Source organism: Terrisporobacter glycolicus ATCC 14880 = DSM 1288 (assembly GCF_036812735.1).
Lineage (GTDB): Bacteria > Bacillota > Clostridia > Peptostreptococcales > Peptostreptococcaceae > Terrisporobacter > Terrisporobacter glycolicus.
Genome location: NZ_CP117523.1, coordinates 1,795,655 through 1,821,843 on the forward strand (window position 1 = coordinate 1,795,655; position 26,189 = coordinate 1,821,843).

Here is a 26,189-nt window from a genome sequence, read left to right on the forward strand (position 1 = left end):
ATGAGAAGGGGTTTTGTAGAAAGAAATACGCTGGAAACAAAGGTAAAGGGAAAAATAAATCTTGATGGTAGTGGAAAAGCTGATATAGATACAGGAATAGGATTTTTAGATCATATGCTAACTCTTTTTACTTTTCACAGTAAGTTCGATTTAATTGTAAAATGCAGTGGAGATTTACAGGTGGATGATCATCATACTATTGAAGACTTAGGAATTTGTTTAGGGCAATCATTTAAAGATGCCCTAGGAGAAAAAGTAGGAATTAGAAGATATTCAACTGTATATATACCAATGGATGAATCTTTGGCTTATGCAAGTTTAGATATAAGTAATAGACCTTATTTAGTTTTTAATGTGAATTTCCAAAGTGAAAAAATAGGAAATATGTCAACTCAAATGTTTAAGGAATTTTTTAGAGCTTTTGTAAATGAAAGTAGAATAACTCTTCACATAAACCTTCTTTATGGAGAAAATGACCACCATAAAATTGAGGCAGTATTTAAATCTTTTGCAAGGGCTTTAAAAGAAGGAAGTGAAGTTGTATCTGGTGATATTTCTTCTTCGAAAGGAGTTTTATAATGAATATAATAGTTGACTATGGTCTAGGCAATTTAGGTTCAGTTAGTAGGGGTTTTGCTAGAGCAGGAATTGAAACAAAAATATCTAGAAATTTAGATGAAATAAAAAATGCAGATTCTCTTATTCTTCCAGGTGTTGGAGCTTATAGAGATGCCATAAATGCATTAAATGATTTGGATTTAGTTCAGCCTATTAAAGATTTTGTAAAAAGTGGAAAATATATGGTAGGTATTTGTTTAGGTATGCAGCTACTTTATGAAAAAAGTTATGAATATGGAGAACATGAAGGTTTAGGCTTAATTGAAGGAGAAGTAGATTTTCTTGATATTGACTTAAAGGTTCCTCATATGGGTTGGAATAATTTGAGATTTGAAAAAGATGATGAAATACTAAAATATATATATGAAGATTCTTATGTTTACTTTGTACACTCTTATTTTGCAAATTCATCAAACAAAGAATTAATAGCATTTGCAGAATATGAAAAAAAGATCCCAGGAATAGTTAGAAAAGAAAATGTTTATGGACTTCAATTTCATCCAGAAAAAAGTGGTGAAGTTGGAGAAAACATATTAAAGGCATATAAGGAGTTGATTATTGGATGATAATTTTTCCTGCTATAGACATAAAAGATAATAAATGTGTAAGACTATTGCAAGGTGATTTCAATAAAGTGAATATTTATGGTGATGATCCAAGTCAAATGGCTAAAAAATGGGAAGAAAAAGGAGCTGAATTTATTCATATTGTGTCTCTAAATGGAGCAAGGAGAGAAGGTAATATAAATGATGACAGCATAAAAAAAATAATACAAAGTGTAAAAATTCCTATACAAATTGGTGGAGGCGTTAGAGATGAAAAAAGAATAGAAGATCTTTTAGATATGGGTGTTAACAGAGTAATAATTGGAAGCATGGCAGTAAAAAATAAAGAGCTATTGAAAGATTTGGTAAAAAAATACAAAGAAAAAATTGTGGTATCAATAGATGCTAAAAATGGAAAAGTTGCCATTGAAGGGTGGGAAGAAGTAAGTAGTTTGGACTCAATTGACCTATGTAAGGAATTAGAAGAAATAGGTGTGAAAACCATAGTTTATACGGATATTTCAAAAGATGGAATGATGATTGGACCAAACTTTAATATATATGAAAAACTATCTAAAGAAACAAGTTTAGATATTATAGCTTCTGGTGGAGTTACGACTTTAGAAGATGTGAAAAAATTAAATCTAATGAATTTATATGGAGCTATAATAGGCAAATCTCTTTATGAAAATAAAATAGAACTGGAGGAGGCTTTAAGCTTATGTTAACAAAAAGAATCATACCATGTCTTGATGTTAGAAATGGAAGAGTAGTTAAGGGAAAAAAGTTTGAAGATATAAAAGATGTAGACTCTCCAGAAGTTCTAGGAAAATATTATAGCGATAGTGGAGCCGATGAACTTGTATTTTACGATATAACGGCTTCAAATGAAGATAGAAAGACTTCACTAGAGTTTGTTTCAAAAGTTGCTGAAAACTTATTCATACCATTTTGTGTGGGAGGTGGTGTTTCATCTATAGATGATTTCACTAGCATCCTTAGAAACGGAGCAGATAAAGTTTCTGTAAACTCTGCTGCTGTAAAAAGTCCAAATATTATAAAAGAAGCTGCAGAGAAATTTGGAAACCAGTGCGTAGTTTTATCCATGGATGTAAAGAAAAATAATGAAGGTTCTTGGGATGTATACGTAAAAGGTGGAAGAGAAAAAACTAATTTAGATGCTGTTGAATGGGCAAAAAAAGTAGTAAATCTTGGAGCTGGAGAAATAGTTGTAAACAGTATTGATGAAGATGGAATGAAAAAGGGATATGATATAGAATTATTATCAAAAATAACAGAAGCTGTTAATGTTCCAGTTATAGCTTCTGGAGGCGCAGGAAAAATGGAAGATTTCTGCAAAGCAATAAAAAAAGCCAACTGTGATGGTGTATTGGCTGCATCTGTATTTCACTTTGGAGAAATAAAAATCATGGAATTGAAAACGTACATGAAAAAAGAGGGAATAGAAGTGAGATTTTGAATTAGGAGATGAAATAATGAGAGACAATTTGATTGAAAAAAATATAAAAAAAGAAATTGACTTAGATTTTATCAATACTTTAAAATTTGATGAAAAAGGTTTAATTCCAGTAGTTGTACAAGATGTGCATACTAAGGAAGTATTAATGCTCGCATATATGAACAAAGAATCTATGAAAAAAACCTTAACTGACAAAAAAGCCACTTACTTTAGCAGAAGTAGAGAAAAACTTTGGACAAAGGGAGAAACCTCAGAAAACACTCAACAGGTGGTAGGATTTTATTATGACTGTGACAAAGACACCATACTACTAATTGTTAAGCAAAAAGGTGTAGCCTGTCATACAGGAAATTATTCTTGCTTCTTTAATGAAATATTTTGTGATAAAGAAGTTTCAAAAACTGAATTGTTGCAAAGATTATATAAACTAATAGAAGATAGAAAGAATAATCCAAAAGAAGGCTCTTATACAAATTATTTATTTGATAAAGGTTTAGATAAAATACTTAAAAAAGTAGGAGAAGAAAGTGCAGAAGTAATTATTGGAGCCAAAAACGAAAATAAAAATGAAATGATTTATGAAATAAGCGACTTGGCTTATCATGTTTTAGTATTAATGGTAAATTCGAATATAACAATTGAAGATATAAAAAATGAATTAAGTGGTAGAAATCATTAAAATTTAGAAAAAGCAAGCACACAATTATAGAAATATATGTGTGCTTGCCTTTGTTACTTATGTTGTTTTAATTTTTATTTGCAATTAGAACAATCGTTGCATTCGTCGTTAACATTGACTTTGTCTGTCATTTTGTTAGCTTTTTTGTCTTCCATTTTGTTGTTCTTTTTGTCTACCATTTTACTTTTTTCGTTTGATTTTTTAGCCATTTTCAAATCTCCTTTATTAATTAATTTCAGTAATATGATGCTCGTTATAAGAAAAAATATTCGCAAAAATAACAAACAAAAAATGGTATTACAAAATAGATGTAACAATTTTGATTCAATTTTTTTATTGACTTCCACCATTATGTTGGAAGACAATAGTATTGACGCTGTAGTATTGTTTGGATTAGAATTTATGAAGAAGTGTAGTAGTTTGTATTGCGAAAAATGTAAGAAATTTGGGGGATTTTGAAAATGAAAAAAGAAGATTTAACATTTAAAGAAAAGTCAAAAGAAAAAATTTTGAAAACAATAAAACACGTTTTGGATTATATAAGGCACAATAAAAATAAAACAAAAGTTATAGCAGGTATTGTTGCTATTGTTATATGTGTAGGTGTAGTTTCTATTGTGAAACTAAACAGTAAAGAAGTATTAGCCTGTGCCAAGAGCAGAAATATTATGCTTCAAGGAGAAACAACAACCGATATTGCACTAAACGGATCAAGGGAAATAGAAAAAGGTCCATCGAAAAGTTATGGAAAAGTAGTATATCTTACAATTGATGACGGTCCATCAGAATACACAGATGAAATAATTAAAATACTAAATAAAAACAATGTAAAAGCCACATTTTTTATGATTAATTCAAATATGCAAGCTTATCCAGAGCAAGTAAAAAATATAGTCAAAAATGGAAATACAGCAGGATTTCACAGCGTAAGTCATGACATTCACAAATTATATACATCACCAACAGCAGCAAAAAATGAATTCGATACTAATCAAAAAACATTCAAGGAAATAACGGGAGAAACATCAAAGGTTATTAGACTTCCATTTGGTAGCAAACCATACACACCAAGAAGTTCATACAGTGCTCTTATGGATGCTGGATACAAGTTATGGGACTGGACACTAGATACAGAAGATTGGAGATCAACTTCTCCACAGATAATTCAATCTGTTATAAAACATACAAATGATACTGATGATGCAGTCTTATTAATGCACGAAAGAAAGCAAACAGTAGCAGTGTTAGATGAAATGATTCAGCACTTCAAAAAAGAAGGATTTGAAATATTACCAATAAAACAAAGTGATGAACAAAGAAATTATTGGAATGGTAAATTATTCAAGTCAGAGAAATAATGGAGGTAAAAAATTGAAAAAAATAGCTCTTATGGGATTAACAATTTTAATCTCTATAAATATGGTAGCATGCGGGAATAAAAACGTAGCAAAAGTTAATGATGTGGATATAAGTAAAGACAATTATAAAAAGATAGAAGAACTTTTATGTGTAACAGGATATATAGAAAAAAAAGATAAAAATAGCGATGAAATAAACAATGATGTATTATCATTTATTATAGATAATGAAGTGGCTTATCAAGAAGCACAAAAGCAAAACATTAAAGTAGAAGATAGTGAAGTAAATGAAAAGTTTGAACAATTAAAAGAAACTTTAAATACAAACCCACTTTACAAAGAAAAACTAGAAGCATCTGGTGTTACAGAAGACTTTTTAAAGGAACAAATTAAAAAAGACTTAATTGTGGCAAAATACAAAGAGAACTTTATAAAAGATATTAAGGTTTCTGATAAGGAAATGGAAGCTTACTACAATAATCACAAAGATCAATTTAATGTTGAAGAAGTAAAAGCAAGCCAAATTTTAATATCTACTTTAGATAAAGACAATAAAGAAGTTAGTAAAGAAGAAAAAGAAAAGCTAAAAGAAAAGGCTCAAAATATTTTAGATAAAATAAAAAATAATGAAGACTTTGCTACTTTAGCAAAAGAATATTCTGATGACAAAAATTCAGGAAAAGATGGTGGAGATTTAGGGTACTTTACTAAGAGTGGTAAAAATATTGAATTTACTAAAGAGGTATTTAAATTAGATACAAATCAAGTTTCAAACCTTATTGAAACACCTTATGGATATCACATTGTAAAAGTGACTGATAAGAGGACTGTTACAAAATCATTTGAAGATAGTAAAGATGATATAAAAGCTAAAATATTAAATGAAAAATATACAAAGCATATAGACTCATTATATAAAAATGGAAAAATAACAATCACTTAATAAGTGATTGTTATTTTTATATGATAGATATTGTTTAAAATTTTGAGAAAATTGGAATAATTTATAATATCTTAGATTAAATGGTATTAATTGGTGATACAATAATATAAGATAATATTAATCATAGGAGGAGTATAATATATGTATCCAACAAGAGAAGAAGCATGGAATATACTAAGGGAGTATAACCAAGATGAGCACTTAATTAATCATGCCCTTGCAGTAGAAGGTGTTATGAGACATTTTGCTAATCTTTATAATGAAGATCCTGAAAAATGGGGAATAGTAGGATTATTACATGATCTAGATTATGAAAAATATCCAGATGAGCATTGTAAAAAAGTAATAGAAATAATGAGAGAAAAAGATTTAGACGAAGAATTAATACGATCTGTTGTTAGTCATGGATATGGTCTAGTTTGTGATGTAAAGCCAGAAAGCAACATGGAGAAGGTATTATATACAATTGATGAGCTAACAGGTCTTATAAATGCTACAGCCATTATGAGACCATCAAAGAGCGTATTAGATTTAGGGGTAAAATCAGTTAAGAAAAAATTTAAATCTAGTGGCTTTGCTGCAGGTGTAAATAGAGAAGTTATAAAAAATGGATGTGAAATGTTAGATAAACCTTTAGAAGAAGTTATAGAAGAAACAATAGAAGGAATGAAATCAGTGGCTAAAGAAATAGGACTTGTAGGGGAAGCTGTTAATTTATAATATAAAAGTATAAGCGTTACGCTTATACTTTTTTTATTTTCAACTTTGCGAATTAGGCAACGGTCTAAGCCGTTGGCGACATGAGTAAAGAGAATTTTTTACTAATTTGAATTTATTTCCTCATCATTAGCTAATAACTTTTTCTCCAATGACATATTACATATAATTGTAAAAATAGAACCAACAACTATAAATACAATTCCCACAATCATATTCATAGGAATGAATTCTTTTATAAAAATAAAAGCTAGTATAGGAGAGAGAACAGGTTTAAAGAAAAATACTAAAGATGCAGTATTAGCTGAAGTTTCTTCCATGGACTTAAAATAAGAAGCATATCCAAGACCTGTTACAAAAACATAAACATAAATTACAGATAAAATATTATCCATATTATATCCAGTAAATAAAGGTACATTGGCAAAATTATCTAGTCTAAATGAAGTTAAAAGATGTGAAACAGAAGGAATATGACCTATTAATATTAAAATAAGCATTTCTATACTTCCTAAAATAAAGCTAAAACAAGTTACAACCTCTCCTCCAAATTTACTCGTACTTTTCTTGCCTAAGACTCCATACAAAGCAAAGGTAATAGCTGCTAGAAGTGTTAAGGTTAATCCAATAGATGATAATTTAATTGATAAGGGATTAATAATAATTATTATACCCATAATTTCTAGAATAAGGGATAGGACATTATGCGAGTGGATTACTTCTTTTAAAAACATATAAGCAAATATCATTACGAAAACAGGATTACAGCTAAAAATAACTGCAACAACAGAAGCTTTTGTATAATTTACAGCAAGTTGATAAAAAATCATGCTGACAACAACACACATAAAGCCTAAAAATAGAAATTGTTTTATATCTTCTTTATTAACGAATTCATCCTTGGATTTAAGTGATTTAATTGCAAAGGGCAATAATATTAATCCCCCAATAAAAAATCTTTCAAAAGTTAGTTGTATGGGATTAAAACTTTGAGAAATAGTTTTTAACATTATTTCCATAGAACTAAATAAAATTGTTGCTATAGCTATATATAAATAGCCCTTTTTCATGTTACCCACCTCCAATTATAAGAGTAGTACTTTAATAATAAATATTCAACTGTGCATGAAACCTACATGTTAAATTATGGTTAATGATTTCCTTTTATGATAGAATTATCTAAATGATATAATTTGAAATGAAAAAATTCATATAATTATAACAGAAAATATCAAAGGGGGAGATGATTGTGTCTGATAATAATGTGAAAAGGCAAAATGAAAGTAGGGATCTTTTTACCTCAAAAGCAGGATTTATATTAGCATGTATTGGTTCAGCTGTAGGAATGGGAAATATATGGATGTTTCCATATAGAGTTGGTCAATTTGGAGGAGCTGCTTTTTTAATACCTTATATTTTGTTTATAGTTTTACTAGGGTGCACAGGACTTATGGGAGAGTTCGCCTTTGGAAGAATGACTCAAAGCGGGCCAATAGGTTCATTTAAAAAAGCATTAGAAACAAAAGATAAAAAAGGTGGAGGCATATTTGGAGTTATACCAGTACTGGGTGCTTTTGGTATAGCTGTTGGATATGCTGTTGTAGTAGGGTGGTTTATAAAATTTTTAGTAGGAAGTATTTCTGGAGAAGCTCTAAATGTTGTAGATTCAGGAGCGTATTTTGGGGCTATTGCAGGACCTTTTGGAAGTGTAGTTTGGCACTTTTTAGCCTTACTTATTACAGCTTTAATTTTATTACTTGGTGTTTCAAATGGAATAGAAAAAGTAAATAAAATTATGATGCCAACATTTTATATTTTATTTTTAATACTTTTGATAAGAGTTTTGATGTTAGATGGAGCAATGGATGGAATAAATTATTTATTTGTTCCAAAATGGGAGTATTTATCTCAACCAAAAACTTGGATATATGCTTTAGGTCAGGCATTTTTCTCATTATCCATAGCAGGGTCTGGAATGATAGTATATGGAAGTTATTTAAAAAGAGATATAGACATACCAAACTCAGCAAAGAATACAGTTATATTTGATACTTTAGCAGCTTTAACTGCAGGGCTTGTAATTATTCCAGCAGTATTTGCCTTTAATTTAGATCCAACTGCAGGGCCACCATTACTTTTTATAACACTGCCATCAGTATTTAAGTTAATGCCTTTTGGAAGGATATTTGCTATTGTATTTTTTATATCAGTTTTATTTGCATCTATAACATCTCTAATGAACTTATTAGAAGTACCAATAGAAGCAATACAAAGCAATTTAAAATTAAGTAGAAAACTCTCTGTAATACTTGTTTGTTTCCTGGCATTTCTATTTGGGTTATTTGTGGAAAATGGAGATATATTAGGAAAGTGGATGGACTTTGTATCAATATACATAATACCTCTTGGAGCATTTATAGCAGCAATAATGTTTTTCTGGGTAATTGGTATTGATAAGGCAAAATCAGAAATTGAAAGTGGTTCTAAAAAGCTACTTGGTTCTTGGTTTAATCCTATGGCCAAATATGTATATGTATTTTTAACGTTAATAGTATTTATTGCAGGAATTCTACTTGGAGGAATAGGATAATATTTTTAATTCAAAACAATATTTGAATGTGAAAAAATGGATAAATTGCTATAATTAAATTAAAAGTGATTATAAGGAGGATAAAAAATGATAATAACTACAACTAATGACGTACCAGGAAAAGAAATAAAAGAAGTTTATGGATTTGTATCAGCAAGCACAGTTAGAACAAAAAATATAGGAAAAGATATAGGAGCTAGTTTTAAAACTTTAGTTGGTGGAGAAATAAAAGCTTATCAAGAAATGATGGAAGAGGCTAGAAAAATTGCCATAGGAAGAATGGTAGAAAAAGCTGAAGATATGGGGGCAAATGCTATTATAGGTATGAAAATAGGCACTTCAGCAATTATGACTGGTGCTAGTGAAGTAATAGCTTATGGAACTGCAGTTTTAATAGAGGAGTAATTCATAAGGAGAGTATATTTATGGATAGGATTATTTCTAGTATATTTGTATTATTTTATGGAGTAATGATAATTGGCTCCATAATTCTACTTATTATGAAAATTATTGAGAGACAAAAAGAGAAAAAAGAAGAAAATTTAGATAAATACGATAAATATTAAGACTTATGGCATAAAAATTTATATTTTTATGCTATTTTTCATGAAAATATTTGAATTAATTTGCTTTAAGTAATATTATATAATTAAAGAGGAAAATTATAAGCAAAGAGGGTAACTAGATGAAAGACAGCTATTCAAGAGAAATAAACTATCTAAAAATTTCTCTTACAGATAAATGTAACTTAAGGTGTGTTTATTGTAAGGATGAAGATGAGGTAGTTGAAGAAGAATATGTTAATAATATACTAAGTTTTGACGATTATAAGTTTATAATAAAAAACTTTAAAGAACTTGGTGTAAATAAAATAAAATTTATAGGAGGAGAGCCTCTTTTATATCCTTATTTAAAGGATTTAATTTATTTTGCTAAACATGAGTGTAATATAGATGATATTTCTATTACAACAAATGGTCAACATTTCAGTGAAAAAGCATTGGAATTAAAAAATAGCGGTCTTGATAGGGTAAATTTAAGTATTGATTCTCTAAAAGAATATAAATATAATGCAGTAACTAGAGGTGGTAGTTTAACAGAAGTGTTAAATGCTTTAAATACATGTATAAGACTTAAATTGCCAGTTAAAATTAATTGTGTACTTATAGATGAATTTAATACAGATGAAGTATATGACTTTATTAGACTGACAAAATACAATAATGTGGATGTTAGGTTTGTAGAACTTACACCATGGGGTAGCAGTAAAAGACTTTATGATTTAAGCTATGTTAATACGAAAGAATTGATGGAAAATCTTGAAGATATTAATATATCAGGTTTTGAGGAAGATCATAATGTGATATATTATAAGATGGAGAAGTCAAAAGGACGAGTGGGAATTATTTCACCAATTAGTGATTGTTTTTGTGAAAAGTGCAATAAAATGATTATTACTAATGATGGATTTGTAAGACTTTGTCTTTATGCAGATGAAGAAATTGATTTGAGAGATTTTTTACATAAACCAATAATGTTTAAAGAGGTAATAAAAGACATACTTAAAGAAAAACCAAGAAATCATACATTAGTTTAATGTTTACTAGGAGATGCAAATATTGCAATGAAAAACTCAATATAAAAATAGCTAGATTATTATTTCAAATAAAGTAAGTCTAGCTATTTTTACATACATTTATTTATTTATTCATAAGATATGGTAAAATTAAGTTTATTCCAATTTTTTAAATAATAATTATACACTTGATGAATTAATGGTTCATAGTCAAAAAATACTTTACTTGTTTCAATTTTTTCTTCTGAAATGCGTTTGTATTCTCCTACCCAATAAGGCTCTTGAAAGTAAACAGTCAAATCTGCACATACTTCCTTCATTCACATACCTCCTAAAGTTTATCAATTGATTTATATATAATTATTCATAATGTGATTTGACTATGACAAAAGGAGATAATTTTTAGAAAACTATATGAACTTACAGCACACAATATATTCTTCATCTTTACCATTATTATCGATTATTACTAAATACTCTTTATAATGGGCATTATGTGGCTTCAAAAATTCACAAGACTTAACTAAATCATGATCTTCCAAATACAATAACTCATTATCTTTTAAAAACTTTCTATTTATTAGTTTCATTATTTCTTCCACAAAATCACCTCCTAAAAAATAGATACCCAATATTTTACTAATCTAATAATTTAAGATTAAACTTTATTAAATAAATTAGTAGGGATATGTAAGAAGAAATAATAGAAAAATAATATAATAATTTCATTTCAGTTGTAAAAAATAACACTGTGTTTAAAGTGTTGATATATAATTTAACATTTTCTTAACAATTATTTAACCTTTCCTTAACCAAATAAGTCAAAAAATGTATTATTATTTCATAGGAACTTAAATGTTTATTAAATATTTGTTAAATGGCAAAAATAATTGTTAAATATGTATGACAAGATAAAATTGTACATAAAAGCAGATAATAATCACTAGATATAACTTAAGGAGGAAATTATTTTGGAAATAGCAATAAGTCTATTAGGTGGCTTAGGTTTATTCTTATATGGAATGAATTTAATGGCAGAAGGTTTACAAAAAGCAGCAGGAGAAAAATTAAAAAAAATAGTTGAAAAGTTAACTAGCAATGTGGTTATGGGTGTTCTAGTAGGAACAGTAGTAACAGGAATTATACAAAGTTCATCAGCATCAACAGTTATGGTTGTTGGTTTTGTTAATGCTGGTATTATGACTTTAAGCCAAGCAATAGGTGTAATAATGGGAGCTAATATAGGAACAACTGTTACAGCTCAATTGGTATCATTTAAATTAGAATCAATAGCACCAATTGCACTTGGAATAGGTATAATACTATATTTATTTAGTAAAAAACAAAAAACTAAAGAATTAGCAACTATACTTTTAGGATTTGGTATTTTATTTACAGGTATGGAATTTATGAAAGATGCTGTTAAACCTTTAGCTGAATACCAAGGATTTAGAGATGCATTCATTTACTTTGGTAAACATCCAGTTCTAGGAATTCTTGCAGGATTTGCAATAACAGGGATAATACAAAGCTCTTCAGCATCTATGGGTATGCTTATAGCTCTAGCATCACAAGGTTTAATACCACTTAGTGCAGCACTTCCAATATTATATGGAGACAATATAGGAACTTGTGTTACTTCATTATTATCAAGTATAGGTGCATCTAGAAATGCTAAACGTGCAGCAATAATGCACTTAACCTTTAACGTGATAGGAACAATAATATTTATGTTAATATTAGGTAAACCAATAAGCATGGTTGTTCAGTATTTAGATCCAAATGATGCAGCTAGACAAATAGCAAATGCACATACTATATTCAACGTAGTAAATGTATTAATCTTATTACCATTTGCAAAATATATAGTAAAAATAGTATTAAAACTTATGCCAATAACTGAAGAGGAAAGTTAAGCATCAGTTAAAACTAAATATTTAGATGAAAGAATACTTCAAACTCCATCTATAGCTCTTGGAAATACAGTAAAAGAAGTTCTAAGAATGGGTGAAAAAGCAAACTATGCACTAGAATCCTCTATAGATTCTTTATTAAATAAATCAACAGATTCTATTCAAAAAACAGAAAAACATGAAGAGACTGTAAACATATTACAAAAAGAAATATTAAATTATTTACTAAAACTATCTAAATCATCATTAAGTGATGATGAAAGAAGTAAGGTTGACTTATTATTCAACACAGTTAATGATATTGAAAGAGTATCTGACCATGCTGAAAATATATCTGAATTATCTAAAATAGCCATAGATAAAGACTTAGAATTCTCTAAAAATGCTATTGAAGAAATGACTAACATATACACTAAAGCGCAAGAAAACTTCAAAGCTTCATTAAATTGTTTAGCAGAAAATAATAAAAATGGTGTAGCTGAAATTTATAAAGTAGAAGACGAAGTAGATGCTCTTAATAAACTTTACAAGAAAACTCATATGGAAAGATTAAATGAAGGAAAATGTACAATTGATTCTGGAGTACTATTCTTAGATTTATTAACAAATTTAGAAAGAGTATCAGATCATGCATGTAATATAGCTAATCAAGTTGAAGCAAACTAAAAAAAGTTGTCTCTTAGGAGACAACTTTTTTATTTACTGGATTAATTTATTGAATTTTAATTTTTATTAAATCACCATTATATCTTTCTAAATTAAGAATTTCTCCTGTTAGGTTGTAATTAAAAGAGTCTAAAAGAGATTTTATCATTTTTTGTGTATCAACTATTTCTTCCTCAAATATAAAAAAATTCAAGGCATTGTTTTTTATTAGTTTTTTTACAAACTCCACAGGTAAATTTAGTTTAACCTTATCACCTGTATGAGAGTTTATATTTATGATAACTAATCTATCATTATAGTTTTTTATGGTAGATGCCATATTTATCCTCCTTTTATATAGAAAACCTTTATCTATCTATTTATTAATTTATATTCATAGACTTACTGATTTTATAACAAAATATAAATACTTAAAAAATAAATAAAAGTGTGCTAGAATTAATTGTTAACATTTTTTTAAGGAGTGTGAGTTAGTGTTTAATTATATTAAATTTGCATTATTTCAAATTTTTGGATTCATATTATCTATACCAGAACTAATAAAAATAAAGTACAATGAAAAAAAATACAGTAGTATTGAAAAATTTAGATTTGTAAAGAATCATGCAAAAAGATCTCTTAATTTAGTCAAAATAAAGATAAAAATTACAGGTAAAGAAAAAGTGCCTAAAGAAGACGTCTTATTTGTATCAAATCATGCAAGTATGTTAGATAGTTATATTTTAGTTTCTAGCATAGCAAAACCAGTGGGTGTTATAATAGCTGATGTACCTACGTGGAGGCATATACCAATTGTTAGCCATTGGCTAAATATAATGAAGTGTGTTTTTATAAATAGAGAAAATAATAGAGAAGGTATGAAAAGTATAATTAAAGCCTCAGAGAATATAAAGAGCGGGCAAAGCATGGCAGTTTTTCCTGAAGGAGATTTGACTTGGGTAAAAGATCCTAATGTTTTAGTTTCTGATTTTAAAGCTGGGTCTCTAAAAATTGCATATAAGGCAAAATGCCCTATAGTTCCCATGGTAATAAAAAACTCTAGAAGTACTTATGAAGGCTATGAGCCAGTGGGTAAAATTCATTCAGGAAGTGTAGAAGTTGAGTACTTAGACCCTATATATGATCATATTGAAAATCCAAGAATTAAAACAGTAGTATTGGCAGAAATAATAAAAGAAAAAATGATTGCTGCTATGGAAAAGAAGATAAATTAAAAAAAGAGAGGGTAACCTCTCTTTTTTATATACTAATGTTTAAGTCTAAATGTATCACAAACTGCATTTTTCATATTAATAAGAATGTGATTTGCATTGCAAGCACCTTGAATATTATATGTACAGTTTTTGGCGCTACAAGAAATGTTTTGAGTATTAGTTAGTGTACTATCACTTACACTACTTGTAAAATTAGCCTCTGCTTTATTTATGAAACTTTCACAGTAAGTTTCTGGAGTAACAGTGGCTTCAAAGCCTTCTACTTTTATATGTGAAGCATAACAATAACCAGATTTATTATAAGCACAATTTGAAACAAGGCAATTTAAATTGCTATTCATAATGTACCTCCTTAATAATATTTACTTTACTATTATTATTATGATATTTTTTATAAATTTAATACAAATATGATAATTTAAGGTATCTTATAATTAAAAATAAAGTTAATTAGTAAAAGAATTAACTAAGTAGTATGATAAGATTTCTTATGGAAATTTGGTTTAGGTAAGAATATTAATAAAAAATAGAATACATGGAATACTGAAAATATCTAATAAAAAAGCTGCAACTAAGGGAACCACTAAATAGGCACTTTGACTATGTCCATATTTATTAGTTATTGACCCCATATTAGCCAAAGCATTAGGCGTTGCTCCCAGACCGTGACCCAACATACCGCTTATCATTACTGCAGCGTCGTAATCTTTCCCCAGTGCCCTAAAAGCAAGTGTAGTAGTAAATATAACAATAAATATTACTTGGCAAATTACTATAAAAACTATAGGTCCAAATAAACTAGACAAAGTGAAAAAGTCAATACTCATAAGTGCCATAGTTAAAAACATTCCAAGGGATAATTCTTGTAAAAAATTTAGTAGTTTAAAATTCATTATCATAATTTTGGTTTTATCGTTAAAATTTCTAAATAATACTGCAATAAAAATACACCCCACAATATTTGGTACCACTATATGAAAATATACATTAACAATGTTTGCTAAAGCACTACCAATACTCATGGAAACTAAAACGATTAAAATTTGTTCAAAGAATAAAGTGTCGTTAATATCTAAAATAGAAGTATTACTTTTTATTACAGAAGATTTATTTTTTTTATGTATATTAGAAGACTTTAAATGATATTTTTCAATTAAGATCTTGGTAACAGGGCCTCCAATTATTCCACCCATAATTAAGCCTAAAGTAGCAGAAGCAAATCCTACGCTACAAGCATTAGTCACACCTAAAGATTCTAAAGTCCTTCCAAAAGCCAAAGAATAACCATGTCCACCTTCCATAGATATACTGCCGCACATTAAACCTAAAAGAGGGTTAATATCTAAAAGTTTTGATGAAACAAAAGTTATTATATTTTGAGAAAATCCTAAAAGGGCACATAATAACCAATAAATAATTAAAACTTTTCCTCCCTTTCTTAATAACTTAAAACTCACATTTAATCCTACTATTGTGAAGAAAAATGACATAAAATATGGCATAAGAAGAGTATTCATAGATACATTTACTATTTTAAAATATTCTAAAATAAAAACAAATAATGAAAATGTAAGACCACCTACAACGGGAGAAGGAATACATAATTTGTTAAGTATGTAGATTTTATTAGTAAGAAAATTACCAAATAAATATAGAACAATGGATAATATTAAAGTGCTTACTATGTTTAAATCTAGGTTATACATCTTTTCACCTACCTTTATATACCAAATTATTTAAAGACGTTGATTTATCAACGTCTTTAAATTTAAAATATTACTGTATACAATTAAAAGAAAATATTTATAGATTATATTCTAAAGATGATGCTAATATACTTGATTTTTAAGAGAAACAAGGGCTTTTCTATACGCTGATGGAGTTTGATTTGTTATTTTTTTAAAAACAATTGTATAATAGTTTTGATTAGTAAAACCAACCTCTAAAGCAACGTCTAATAAAGATAGGCTAGAATCCTCTAACAACTTTTTACTTTTTTCCACTCTAAAGTAATTTAAAAAGTTAGAAAAGGTCTGATTTGTTGATTTTTTAAATAAGTTACAAAAATAAGACTTATTTATACTTAGTTTTTCACATAAATCATCTATGGATATATCTTCGTTGTAATACTTATGTATATGATGTATTGCTTTTCTAACATATATATTATAAGAACGACTATTAACGTCATAAATAAGATTATTTTCAATTATTTTACATAGTATACACTCTATATATTCAAAACAAGTAGCAGGTTTATAACAAACTAACTTATTAGAACTATCTGTTGATATAGGGCCTAGTATAAACAAAACATTACAAGCATCTGTAATAATATAGTGAATATCATTATCAATAGATAGGGTATAAATATCTTTGTTACTATTCATTTCATTTAATATAAAGTCATTTATTTTATTTTTGGGGTATATTTCATCTAAATAATCATTGTATCCAAATTTATAGATTTCACTATATTCTTTAGATATTGCTTTAATAGGAATATTACAGCAATTATAAAATGTTTCTGAGATATAATTTATATTTAACATCTTATTTTACTCCTTAATTCTAGTATAAATTTAATGCCAATATATTAATAAATAAAAAAATATGGACATAATAGAATATTATTATCAATTATAATTAATTTACAAATGAGAACAACTATCACATATAATATTAAATAAAAATAATAAATTTGTCAATGAAAATAGGAGGTAAAAGACTAAGTAAATAGATTAGATATTTTTATTTGCAATCCATTTTACTAATACTTATGCAATATGATAATATAAGTTTATATATTATGACAAAATGAGGTGTAAGATGAATAAAATAATCGGTATTTTGGCTCATGTTGATAGTGGAAAAACTACTTTATGTGAGCAAATACTTTATCATACGAATTCCATAAGAAAAAGGGGAAGGGTGGATCATAAAGATTCATACTTTGATAATAATCATATAGAAAGACAAAGAGGTATTACCGTATTTTCTAAGGAAGGATACTTTAACTACAAAGACTCAAATTACTATTTAATAGATACTCCTGGGCACGTGGATTTTAGTCCAGAAATGGAGAGGAGTCTGAAAATGTTAGATTATGCTATTTTAATAGTAAGTGGTGTGGAGAAAGTTCAGTCACACAGTGAAACTATATTTAATTATTTGAGAGAACATAATATTCCCACTATTATTTTTGCAAATAAAATGGATAGAGATATATCTAATAAAGATGAGATAAATAAAAGTTTAAAAGAAAATTTATCTAAGGATATTTTTGATTTTACAAAAGAGCTAAACAATAATATGAGTGAAGAATTAATAGAATTTATTGCAGAAAAAGATGAAGAATTATTAGAAAGATTTTTAGATGAAAATTTTGATTATAATCTATGGTTTGAAAGAATTAAATCTTTATTTAATAGTTGTAATATTTATCCTTGTGTATTTGGTTCAGCTTTATTTGATGAAAATGTAGATAATCTTTTAGAAGTATTGGATTGTTTAAGTGAAACAAATTACCATGAGAATAAAAGTTTTACTGGAAAAGTGTATAAAATAAAAACTGAAGAAAACAAACAAAGATTAACATTTATAAAAGTCCTATCAGGTAAATTGAAAATTAAAGATGAACTATGTTACAGTGGGCAAAAGCATATATTAAGAGAAAAAGTAAATGAAATAAGAATTTATAAGGGTGATAAATTTATAAGTAGAGATGAAGCTTATGCTGGAGAAATAGTAGCAATAAAAGGATTAAGTGAAACATATCCTTCAAATTTTATAGTTTCAATCAAAGAAGAGGATAGACTTTCTAAATTAAACACTGAAGAGAGTAACTTTATTGTGCCAACGCTTGCTACAAAAGTATTATTTGATAAAAGTGTAAATATTAAAGATGTTTACTCATATTTTAAAATTTTAGGGGAAGAAGAAATTTCGCTAAATCCCATATATAGTGAAGAACTTAAAGAAATAAAGATCAATATAATGGGCAAAATCCAACTTGAAGTTTTAAAAGAAATGATTTTAGAGAGATTTAACTTAAATGTGGATTTTGGTCCTTGTGAAATTCTATATAAAGAAACTATAAAAGATACAGCCATCGGAATAGGTCATTTTGAACCACTAAGACATTATGCAGAAGTTGTGCTAAAAATTGAACCAGACAAAAGAAATAGTGGCATAAGTTTTGAAAGTTTAGCTCATGTGGATAATATTACTATAGGTCATCAAAATTTAGTAAAAACTCATATATTTGAAAGAAATCATAGAGGTATACTTGGTGGTTATGAAGTTACAGATGTAAAAATAACTCTTTTAACTGGAAAAGAACACAACAAGCATACTGAAGGTGGAGATTTTAGACAAGCTACCTTTAGAGCTTTAAGACAAGGATTAGAACAAGTAGAGAATATTTTACTAGAACCTTATTATAAGTTTAAAATAGAAATAGACAATGATTATATGGGAAGAGTAATTTCAGATATTCAAAAAATGAGTGGAAGCTTTAATATTAAAGATTCTAGCAATAATAAGTCAATAATAAGTGGAAGAGGTCCTGTAAGTGAGTTTATGGATTATCCCCTAGAGTTAATATCCTTTACTAAGGGAAGAGGGCGAATCACTTTTAATTATGATGGATACGATGAATGCCACAATAGTGATGAAGTTTTAAAAGATAGAAATTACGATAAAAATAGTGATAAGCTTTATACATCCAATTCCATATTTTGCTCAAAAGGACAAGGTTATACTGTAAAAGGTGAAGATGTGAGAAATTACATGCACTGCCAGATAAATATATAGCTTGGGAGATGAAAATGAGAGAAGAATATAAAGTACTCCTAGATAATAAAAATAACTCCATTAGTTTTTTATATAAAGAAGAAAATATAGGAGTTAAAGTTGAATATAGAAAAAGAAAGAATATTTCAATTAGGATAATTCCTAAAAATACTATAGAAATAATTAGTCCAAGATCTGTATCTATTTCATTCTTAAAAAAAGTACTTGAGGAAAAATCATCTTGGATAATGAAAACTTTAGATAAATTTGAAAATATAGATGAAAGTTTTAAGGAAAGAAAATATATAAATGATGAGATTTTTTACTATTTAGGAGAGGAATATAAACTAAAAATAGTTGAGGATAAAAACACTCAAAATAATAAAAAAAATTATTGCTATATAAACATAAAGGATAAAAACTTAATTATTACTACTAACAACAATGAAGGTGAGTATATTAAAAATGAGCTAAAAAAATGGTATAAGATAGAAAGTGAAAAAATAGTTTTAAAAAGGCTTGAAGAATTAAAAAAAGAAAAGCCGATGATGAATAAACTGATTCCCAATATAATTAAAATTAAAGAACAAAAGAAAAGGTGGGGAAGTTGTACGTCTAAAAAAACTATTTATATAAATTCAAGAATTTCCATGGCAAAAGTTGACGTAATAGACTATATTATTGTTCATGAATTTTCACACTTGGCTCAGATGAATCATTCAAAGGATTTTTATAATCTTGTAGAAGAAATATTGCCTGACTTTAGAAAAAGTGAAAAATGGCTTAAAGAAAATTCCTACAAACTTACATTGTAATTTTTATATTTTTAATAAAGTAATAATCGTATTATGGAGGAGGATTACAGATTGAAAAAAGAAAAAATAAATTTGGACAAAGTAATAGATTTTAAAAAATGGCAAACTCTTCAAGACAATTTATCCTTAGTCACAAACATGGCTATTATAACAGTTGATTATAAGGGAAATCCCATAAGTAAACATAGCAAATGTTCTAAGTTTTGTGAATCTGTAAGAAATCATCCTCAAATGGTGAAGTATTGTCAAAAATGTGACTCTAGAGGTGGACTAGAAGCTGTTAGATCAAATGAACCTTATATTTATCTATGTCACTACAATATAGTAGATGTGGCAGTGCCTATAATTATTGATGGAAGATATATGGGAGCAATAATGGCAGGTCAAGTTAAGTTAAGTGATAATTCTACTGAAGATATGGAAAAAATAGTAGACACTTCTAACAACTCAGTGTCTATTGAAGTTTTAGAAGAATTTAAGGAGTATTATGAACAGCTACCTTTACTTACTTATAAAGAAGTACAAAATATTGCTAATATGTTGTCTTCTTTATGTAATTATTTAGTGGAAGAAGCATTAGATAAAAATTTAATTTTAGAGATGTATAAAAAATCTATAGGTAATAATAAAGAATTAGATGAAGATTTTTTCCAAGGTTACAGTGTAGATAATATTGAGAAACTAAAAAAAGGAATATCTAATGCTGTTATTGATGCTTATGTCTCACAGTATGAATGCGATAAAAGGTTAGTTCAACTTTAAAACCAGCTATTGATTATATATACAAAAATAAAAGTGAAAATATTACTGTGGAAGGTATGGCGAAAATTTGTCATATAAGCCAAAGTTACTTTAGTAGATTATTTTCAAAGGAAATGGGAGATAGTTTTTCTAATTATATATCAAAATTGAAAATTAATTGGGCTAAAGAACTTTTGGAAGACAGTGATATGAGTGTAAGTCAAGTAAGTGATGAACTTGGATTTAATGAACCTGGTTATTTTATTAAGATTTTTAAAAAATATGAAGGAGTAACACCTTCTGTTTATAGGAAATATTATAAAAACACGTAAAAATCAATGATAGCACAAGAAGTTTTGTATGCAAGTTTCATTTATAAATAAAAGATTAACAATTTAATGAAAATATAAAGAAAGCTATAAATATAAAAGAGCTCATCTCTTTTTATTTGTAGCTTTTTTAAATTAATAAATTTGTATAAACAATAGTAAAAAACAAGTTTTTTCTCATGAAGAGCAATAAATTTTTATCTTTGAAAAATGGTTAAGTACTTAACGAAAAGTAGAAATAGTATAATTTTATTATTTTAGTTAATAAAATTACGATTATAAATTGTAATTTTATGACATGTAAGCCTCATGATTAAAAAGGAAAACGGTATTATAATTAAAATATAAAATTTCAACAAAATAAAACTAAAATAGATGGGAGTAATTAAAAGATGAGAAAAGCATTAATATGTCCAACAAAATATGTTCAAGGTGAAGATGAATTATTAAATTTAGGTTATTTCGTAAAAACTTTTGGAAAATCAGCTCTACTTATAGCACATCCAGATGATGTAAATCGTGTAAAAGATAAGTTAGATAAAACTTGTGAGAAGTTTAATATTACTTTTGTAGAAAGTGGATTTACAGGAGAGTGCTCAAGACAAGAAGTAGCAAGATTACAAGAAGTAGCAAGAGAAAATAAGTGTGATTGTACAATAGGTCTTGGTGGAGGTAAAGCAATAGATACTGCAAAATGTGTGGCTGAAGGTGAAGCTTTAATAATAGTTCCAACAATAGCAGCAACAGATGCACCTACTAGTCACTCAGCAGTACTATACACTCCAGATGGATCTTTTGATGATTACGCATATTTTAAGCAAAGCCCAAGTGTTGTACTAATAGATACAACTGTAATAGCTAAAGCACCTACTAGATTTTTAGTATCTGGCATGGGTGATGCCTTATCAACTTATTTTGAGGCTAGAGCAACAAGAGAATCATACTCAAATGTAAATGCTGGTCTTCCTTGTGGAGCAAGAGAAAACTTAACAGCTCCAGCAAAAGGTACTAATACTGCTTTTGCTCTTGCAAAATTATGTTATGAAACTTTACTTGCTGATGGACCTAAGGCAAAGGTATCTTGTGATTGTAATTTAGTTACTCCTGCTCTTGAAAATATAATAGAAGCAAACATACTTTTATCAGGACTTGGTTTTGAAAGTGGAGGACTTGCAGCAGCTCACGCTATACATGACGGTCTTACTATATTAGAAGGAACTCATAAGTATTTCCATGGTGAAAAAGTTGCATTTGGTACTTTAGCTCAGTTAGTGCTAGAAAATGCATCTGAAGAAGAAATAAATCAAGTATTAGACTTCTGTGTGGAAGTTGGTTTACCAGTTTGTTTAGAAGATATAGGGGTAAATGAAATAAGCGAAGAAGAATTAATGGAAGTTGCAGCAAAATCTTGTATACCAGAAGAATCAGTACATTCTATGCCACAGCCTATAAGCGTAGAAGCTGTGGCAGCTGCAATTATTACTGCTGATAGACTTGGAAAAAACTATAAAAATAATAAATAGGATGTAAAAAATTATAAATATAAGTACTTTATAAAATAGGTACTTATATTTATATAATTTATAGTATTTTAAATTTAAAATATGACTTATGAGGTGGAATAAATGAAAAAAATCATAAATAAACCAGAAAATGTTGTTATGGAAATGTGTAACGGAATAGCCCTAGCTCATCCTGAGTTAGAGTTCGTTAAAAAGTATAAAATAATAAAGAAAAAAGAAATAAATAAAAATAAAGTAAGCTTAATAAGTGGTGGAGGTAGTGGACACGAGCCAGCACATGCAGGCTTTATAGGAAAAGGAATGTTAGATGCAGCCATATGCGGAGACGTATTTGCATCACCTTCTCAAATTCAAGTTTATCAAGGAATAAAAGCTACTGCCAGTGAAAAAGGTACTTTACTTATAATAAAAAACTACAGTGGAGATATGATGAATTTCAAAAATGCTGCTCATTTAGCAAATGAAGATAAAATAACTGTAGATTATGTAAAAGTAGATGACGATATAGCAGTGGAAGATAGCTTATATACAGTAGGAAGACGTGGTGTTGCAGGAACTGTGTTTGTTCATAAAATTGCAGGTGCAGCAGCAGAAAAAGGTATGTCATTAGAAGAAGTAAAAACAGTAGCACAAAAGGCAGCGGACAATGTTAGAAGTTTAGGATTTGGACTGACTTCTTGTACTGTACCAGCAAAAGGAACTCCAACATTTGAAATAGCAAAAGACGAAATGGAATTTGGTGTTGGTATACATGGTGAGCCAGGTATAAAAAGAGAAAAAATTACTACAGCAGATAAATTAGCTAGTAGAATAGTGGACGCTTTATCAAATGATATGAAATTAAATGAAAATGATGAAATAGCTTTATTAATAAATGGATTTGGAGGAACACCTTTACAAGAATTATATTTATTTAATAATTCTGTTACTGGCGAATTATCAAAGAAAAATATAAAAATAAACAGAACTTTTGTAGGAAACTATATGACAAGCATAGATATGGCAGGAGCATCTGTGTCTATAATGAAGCTTGATGAAGAGTTAAAAGAATTATTATCATGTGAAAGTGATACTCCAGCATTTAAGGTAAGTGGGCCAGTTGATTCTGTAAAATATTCTTCTATAGAAGTATCTGATGAGCTTGCACTTACATCTTTTGAAGTTGAATCAAAAGAAGAAATGGCATGCATAGTAGATGAAAAAATAACGCTAGATAATATGATATATATAGTGGATAAAATGAGTGAAGTAATAATAGAAAACGAAGTGCCATTTTGTGAGCTAGACTCTTTTGCAGGTGACGGTGACTTTGGTATGAGTGTTGCAAAAGGATTTAAGCAATTAAAAAGAGAGTGGAAGGAAATATTATTACAAGATAATTTAACTATAAGCAAGTTTTTAGATGACTGTTCTATGATTATAATGGAGCACTGTGGAGGAGCGTCAGGTCCTATATGGGGATCTGCTTTTAGAGCAGCTTCTAGAGAAGTAGGAAATAAAAAAGAGTTAAATATAGAGGATTTTGCAAATATGATGCAAGGTGCAGTTAAAGGAATTCAAGCTACAGGGGAAAGATCATTTGGACGTGGAGCAGTTGTGGGAGATAAGACTCTTATAGATGCTTTAGTTCCTTGTGCAGATACTTGGACTGAAAGTGCAAAGAAAAATCATACTTTAAAAGAATCTTTTGAGTTTGGTGCAAAAGCTGCTGTAGATGGTGCAAAATCTACAGAAGAAATAGTAGCACGTATGGGACGTGCAGGAACAGTTGGAGAGAGAAGTTTAGGTCATCCAGACGCAGGAGCATACGGACTTGGCGTAATATTTACAGAAGTATATAATTGCATAAAGTAGTATAATAAGTAAAAGAGTATTAAAATGATTATTTTAATACTCTTAAAACATATCTAGATGAGGGAAAAATAATGAAGTGTAAAGAATTTTATTTTAAAGGAAAAGAAGATTTAAATATACATGTTTATAAATATACAAGTGAAAGTGTAAAACCAAAAGCAGTGATACAAATAGCTCATGGTATGTCAGAAACAGCAATTAGATATAAAGAATTTGCACAAAAACTAACTGAAAATGGTTATGTTGTTTATATAAATGATCATAGAGGTCATGGTATAACAGCTAAAACTATGGACAATGTGGGATATTTAGCTGAAAAAGAGGGATTTACATGTTTAGTAGAAGATATGAATATTCTTACAAACATAATTAAAGAAGAAAATCCTGATTTGCCAATATATTTATTTGGACATAGTATGGGTTCTTTTGCTAGTCAAAGATATATAATGGAATATGGTAACAATTTAGCAGGCTTAATACTATCTGGATCAAACGGTAAACACGGTAAAATTTTAAAAGTAGCAGAATTAATATCAAAATTTGAAATAAAAAAACATGGAAGAAGACATAGAAGTAAAAAGCTGGACAATTTAATATTTGGTGGAAACAATAAAGGATTTAAACCATCTAAAACTGATTTTGATTGGTTAAGTAGAGATCAAAAAGAAGTACAACAGTATATAGATGATCCTTTCTGTGGTGTATTATTTACTTGTGGATTTTTCTATGACTTTATAAAAGGACTGCAAGAAGTGGAAGACAAAGATAATCTAAATAAAGTTCCTTTAGATTTACCTATTTATATAATGTCTGGAGATAAAGACCCAGTTGGTAAAAATGGAAAAGGTGTTCTTAGACTTAAAGATAGATATGTGAATTTAGGTGTTAAAAAGGTTTCATGGAAGTTATACGAAGGTGGTAGACATGAAATGTTAAATGAAATAAATAAAGAAGAAGTTATTAATGATATAATTTCTTGGCTTGATGAAAGAGAAAAAGAATGTGTTAATGATTAAAATAATATAAATAAAGTGGGATCAGAAATGATACCCACTTTATTTTGTTATATTACTTCAATAAGAAGCTTTATAAAAAATATAGATAAAACTACAATCATAATAGGTTTTACAATTTTAACTCCCTTATCTGAAAATAGATTAGTGCCAACATAATTTCCTGCAATTCCAAATAAACCTGCAATAAGGCCTACGCTAAACATTACTTTTCCATTTAAAAGAAAAACGCATAAACTAGTTATATTTGTAGTTAAATTAATAACTTTAGTAATACCTGCGGACTCATTTAAAGTCATATGAGCAAAACTAGTTAAAGCTATCATTAAAAAAGTTCCAGTACCAGGACCATAAAAACCATCGTAAAAACCTATAAACAAAGCAACAACCATGCCTACAATCAAAGTTTTCTTATATGAAAAATCATTATCATATTCTTTTTTATTTCTCTCCAAGCTTTTATTAAAAATAACATATAAGCCTGTTATAGGTAAAATAATAAGCATAATTAACCTGAAAATTTTATCATCAATTAATAAGGCTGTTTTTGCACCCATCATAGATCCAATTAAGGCACAAACAGCACAGTACAAGGCTGTTTTCAAATTAATATATCCTTTTTTGGCAAACCTATATGTAGCTAGGGAAGTTCCCATGGCTGAGCTTAATTTGTTTGTTCCAATTGCCATGTGAACAGGTAAACCAGACATCATGTAAGCAGGAAGTGAAATAAATCCTCCGCCACCAGCAATTGAATCAACAAATCCACCAAGAAAGACAAGGGGACAAACGATTAGATAAATAGTAAGTGATTCCAATAT

29 protein-coding genes and 1 pseudogene are annotated in these 26,189 nt (G+C 28.2%); 21 read left to right on the top strand and 9 right to left on the bottom strand.

Annotation, left to right across the window (positions count from 1 at the left end):
• Genes hisB through hisIE form a run of 5 tightly spaced genes read left to right on the top strand, consistent with a single transcriptional unit; the run spans position 1 to position 3,322 of the window.
• Entirely contained in the window at positions 1–579 is a 579-nt protein-coding gene (gene hisB, locus TEGL_RS08900; protein WP_018591161.1) for an imidazoleglycerol-phosphate dehydratase HisB, read from the top strand.
• A complete protein-coding gene (hisH, locus tag TEGL_RS08905; RefSeq protein WP_018591160.1) occupies positions 579–1,184 on the top strand; it encodes an imidazole glycerol phosphate synthase subunit HisH in 606 nt (201 codons plus the stop codon). Before hisB ends, hisH begins: the two co-directional genes overlap by 1 nt.
• Positions 1,181–1,891: a 1-(5-phosphoribosyl)-5-[(5-phosphoribosylamino)methylideneamino]imidazole-4-carboxamide isomerase gene (hisA, locus tag TEGL_RS08910; protein WP_018591159.1), complete on the top strand. Its 711-nt coding sequence runs from the start codon at positions 1,181–1,183 to the stop codon at positions 1,889–1,891. Before hisH ends, hisA begins: the two co-directional genes overlap by 4 nt.
• Complete coding sequence (hisF, locus tag TEGL_RS08915) at positions 1,885–2,643, top strand: imidazole glycerol phosphate synthase subunit HisF (protein ID WP_018591158.1); 759 nt, start codon at positions 1,885–1,887, stop codon at positions 2,641–2,643. The genes hisA and hisF overlap by 7 nt, the downstream gene beginning before the upstream one ends.
• Positions 2,644–2,659: 16 nt before the next feature.
• Positions 2,660–3,322: a bifunctional phosphoribosyl-AMP cyclohydrolase/phosphoribosyl-ATP diphosphatase HisIE gene (hisIE, locus tag TEGL_RS08920; RefSeq protein WP_018591157.1), complete on the top strand. Its 663-nt coding sequence runs from the start codon at positions 2,660–2,662 to the stop codon at positions 3,320–3,322.
• Positions 3,323–3,396: 74 nt separating this feature from the next.
• On the opposite strand, the gene TEGL_RS08925 is transcribed toward hisIE, so the two are convergent.
• On the bottom strand, positions 3,397–3,531 hold the full coding sequence (locus TEGL_RS08925) for a hypothetical protein (RefSeq protein ID WP_018591156.1): 135 nt from the start codon (positions 3,529–3,531) through the stop codon (positions 3,397–3,399).
• 252 nt (positions 3,532–3,783) lie between these two features.
• Here TEGL_RS08925 and TEGL_RS08930 point away from each other — a divergent pair, with 252 nt between their 5' ends.
• The 3 genes from TEGL_RS08930 (at position 3,784) to TEGL_RS08940 (ending at position 6,343) form a co-directional block, all read left to right on the top strand.
• Positions 3,784–4,680 (top strand): polysaccharide deacetylase family protein, encoded by an 897-nt coding sequence (locus TEGL_RS08930; RefSeq protein ID WP_018591155.1) that lies wholly within the window; start codon positions 3,784–3,786, stop codon positions 4,678–4,680.
• On the top strand, positions 4,631–5,623 hold the full coding sequence (locus TEGL_RS08935) for a peptidylprolyl isomerase (RefSeq protein ID WP_018591154.1): 993 nt from the start codon (positions 4,631–4,633) through the stop codon (positions 5,621–5,623). Before TEGL_RS08930 ends, TEGL_RS08935 begins: the two co-directional genes overlap by 50 nt.
• Positions 5,624–5,764: 141 nt before the next feature.
• Positions 5,765–6,343: an HDIG domain-containing metalloprotein gene (locus TEGL_RS08940; protein ID WP_018591153.1), complete on the top strand. Its 579-nt coding sequence runs from the start codon at positions 5,765–5,767 to the stop codon at positions 6,341–6,343.
• A gap of 101 nt (positions 6,344–6,444) precedes the next feature.
• Here TEGL_RS08940 and TEGL_RS08945 read toward each other — a convergent pair whose 3' ends face one another.
• Positions 6,445–7,410 carry a DMT family transporter gene (locus tag TEGL_RS08945; RefSeq protein WP_018591152.1) on the bottom strand — a complete coding sequence of 322 codons (966 nt, stop codon included), beginning with the start codon at positions 7,408–7,410 and terminating at the stop codon, positions 6,445–6,447.
• A 173-nt stretch (positions 7,411–7,583) separates the two neighbouring features.
• On the opposite strand from TEGL_RS08945, the gene TEGL_RS08950 reads away from it, so the two are divergent.
• From TEGL_RS08950 to moaA, 4 genes are all read left to right on the top strand, one after another.
• Positions 7,584–8,930: a sodium-dependent transporter gene (locus TEGL_RS08950; protein ID WP_051082137.1), complete on the top strand. Its 1,347-nt coding sequence runs from the start codon at positions 7,584–7,586 to the stop codon at positions 8,928–8,930.
• A gap of 87 nt (positions 8,931–9,017) precedes the next feature.
• A complete protein-coding gene (locus tag TEGL_RS08955; RefSeq protein ID WP_018591150.1) occupies positions 9,018–9,335 on the top strand; it encodes a YbjQ family protein in 318 nt (105 codons plus the stop codon).
• A gap of 20 nt (positions 9,336–9,355) precedes the next feature.
• A complete protein-coding gene (locus tag TEGL_RS08960) occupies positions 9,356–9,496 on the top strand; it encodes a hypothetical protein (RefSeq protein WP_018591149.1) in 141 nt (46 codons plus the stop codon).
• 119 nt (positions 9,497–9,615) lie between these two features.
• Positions 9,616–10,527, top strand: coding sequence for a GTP 3',8-cyclase MoaA (gene moaA, locus TEGL_RS08965; protein WP_018591148.1), 912 nt, complete (start codon positions 9,616–9,618; stop codon positions 10,525–10,527).
• 107 nt (positions 10,528–10,634) lie between these two features.
• On the opposite strand, the gene TEGL_RS08970 is transcribed toward moaA, so the two are convergent.
• The gene (locus TEGL_RS08970) at positions 10,635–10,826 is read right to left on the bottom strand and encodes a DUF2992 family protein (protein WP_018591147.1); all 192 of its coding nucleotides are present in this window, start codon (positions 10,824–10,826) and stop codon (positions 10,635–10,637) included.
• Positions 10,827–10,916: 90 nt separating this feature from the next.
• The gene (locus tag TEGL_RS08975; RefSeq protein WP_018591146.1) at positions 10,917–11,108 is read right to left on the bottom strand and encodes a hypothetical protein; all 192 of its coding nucleotides are present in this window, start codon (positions 11,106–11,108) and stop codon (positions 10,917–10,919) included.
• 369 nt (positions 11,109–11,477) lie between these two features.
• On the opposite strand from TEGL_RS08975, the pseudogene TEGL_RS08980 reads away from it, so the two are divergent.
• Positions 11,478–13,085, top strand: a pseudogene (locus TEGL_RS08980) (Na/Pi cotransporter family protein).
• Between the two features lie 46 nt (positions 13,086–13,131).
• Here the strand turns inward: TEGL_RS08980 and TEGL_RS08985 are convergent.
• Positions 13,132–13,404 (bottom strand): hypothetical protein, encoded by a 273-nt coding sequence (locus TEGL_RS08985; RefSeq protein ID WP_018591144.1) that lies wholly within the window; start codon positions 13,402–13,404, stop codon positions 13,132–13,134.
• A gap of 154 nt (positions 13,405–13,558) precedes the next feature.
• Here TEGL_RS08985 and TEGL_RS08990 point away from each other — a divergent pair, with 154 nt between their 5' ends.
• Positions 13,559–14,299: a lysophospholipid acyltransferase family protein gene (locus TEGL_RS08990; protein WP_018591143.1), complete on the top strand. Its 741-nt coding sequence runs from the start codon at positions 13,559–13,561 to the stop codon at positions 14,297–14,299.
• 32 nt (positions 14,300–14,331) lie between these two features.
• On the opposite strand, the gene TEGL_RS08995 is transcribed toward TEGL_RS08990, so the two are convergent.
• From TEGL_RS08995 to TEGL_RS09005, 3 genes are all read right to left on the bottom strand, one after another.
• Entirely contained in the window at positions 14,332–14,640 is a 309-nt protein-coding gene (locus TEGL_RS08995) for a DUF1540 domain-containing protein (protein ID WP_018591142.1), read from the bottom strand.
• Positions 14,641–14,802: 162 nt separating this feature from the next.
• Positions 14,803–16,005 (bottom strand): sodium/glutamate symporter, encoded by a 1,203-nt coding sequence (locus TEGL_RS09000; protein ID WP_018591141.1) that lies wholly within the window; start codon positions 16,003–16,005, stop codon positions 14,803–14,805.
• A 123-nt stretch (positions 16,006–16,128) separates the two neighbouring features.
• Entirely contained in the window at positions 16,129–16,851 is a 723-nt protein-coding gene (locus tag TEGL_RS09005) for a helix-turn-helix domain-containing protein (RefSeq protein ID WP_018591140.1), read from the bottom strand.
• Between the two features lie 277 nt (positions 16,852–17,128).
• On the opposite strand from TEGL_RS09005, the gene TEGL_RS09010 reads away from it, so the two are divergent.
• From TEGL_RS09010 to TEGL_RS09040, 7 genes are all read left to right on the top strand, one after another.
• Entirely contained in the window at positions 17,129–19,114 is a 1,986-nt protein-coding gene (locus TEGL_RS09010) for a GTP-binding protein (protein ID WP_018591139.1), read from the top strand.
• A gap of 14 nt (positions 19,115–19,128) precedes the next feature.
• On the top strand, positions 19,129–19,908 hold the full coding sequence (locus TEGL_RS09015; RefSeq protein ID WP_018591138.1) for a M48 family metallopeptidase: 780 nt from the start codon (positions 19,129–19,131) through the stop codon (positions 19,906–19,908).
• Between the two features lie 51 nt (positions 19,909–19,959).
• Positions 19,960–20,670 carry a PocR ligand-binding domain-containing protein gene (locus TEGL_RS09020; RefSeq protein WP_330360099.1) on the top strand — a complete coding sequence of 237 codons (711 nt, stop codon included), beginning with the start codon at positions 19,960–19,962 and terminating at the stop codon, positions 20,668–20,670.
• A 41-nt stretch (positions 20,671–20,711) separates the two neighbouring features.
• Positions 20,712–20,981 carry a helix-turn-helix transcriptional regulator gene (locus TEGL_RS09025; protein ID WP_330370763.1) on the top strand — a complete coding sequence of 90 codons (270 nt, stop codon included), beginning with the start codon at positions 20,712–20,714 and terminating at the stop codon, positions 20,979–20,981.
• A gap of 389 nt (positions 20,982–21,370) precedes the next feature.
• Entirely contained in the window at positions 21,371–22,501 is a 1,131-nt protein-coding gene (locus TEGL_RS09030) for a glycerol dehydrogenase (RefSeq protein WP_018591137.1), read from the top strand.
• 102 nt (positions 22,502–22,603) lie between these two features.
• Entirely contained in the window at positions 22,604–24,355 is a 1,752-nt protein-coding gene (dhaK, locus tag TEGL_RS09035; protein ID WP_018591136.1) for a dihydroxyacetone kinase subunit DhaK, read from the top strand.
• Positions 24,356–24,426: 71 nt separating this feature from the next.
• Positions 24,427–25,371 carry an alpha/beta hydrolase gene (locus tag TEGL_RS09040; protein WP_018591135.1) on the top strand — a complete coding sequence of 315 codons (945 nt, stop codon included), beginning with the start codon at positions 24,427–24,429 and terminating at the stop codon, positions 25,369–25,371.
• Between the two features lie 47 nt (positions 25,372–25,418).
• On the opposite strand, the gene TEGL_RS09045 is transcribed toward TEGL_RS09040, so the two are convergent.
• Positions 25,419–26,186: a sulfite exporter TauE/SafE family protein gene (locus TEGL_RS09045; RefSeq protein ID WP_018591134.1), complete on the bottom strand. Its 768-nt coding sequence runs from the start codon at positions 26,184–26,186 to the stop codon at positions 25,419–25,421.
• Positions 26,187–26,189: the final 3 nt, after the last annotated feature.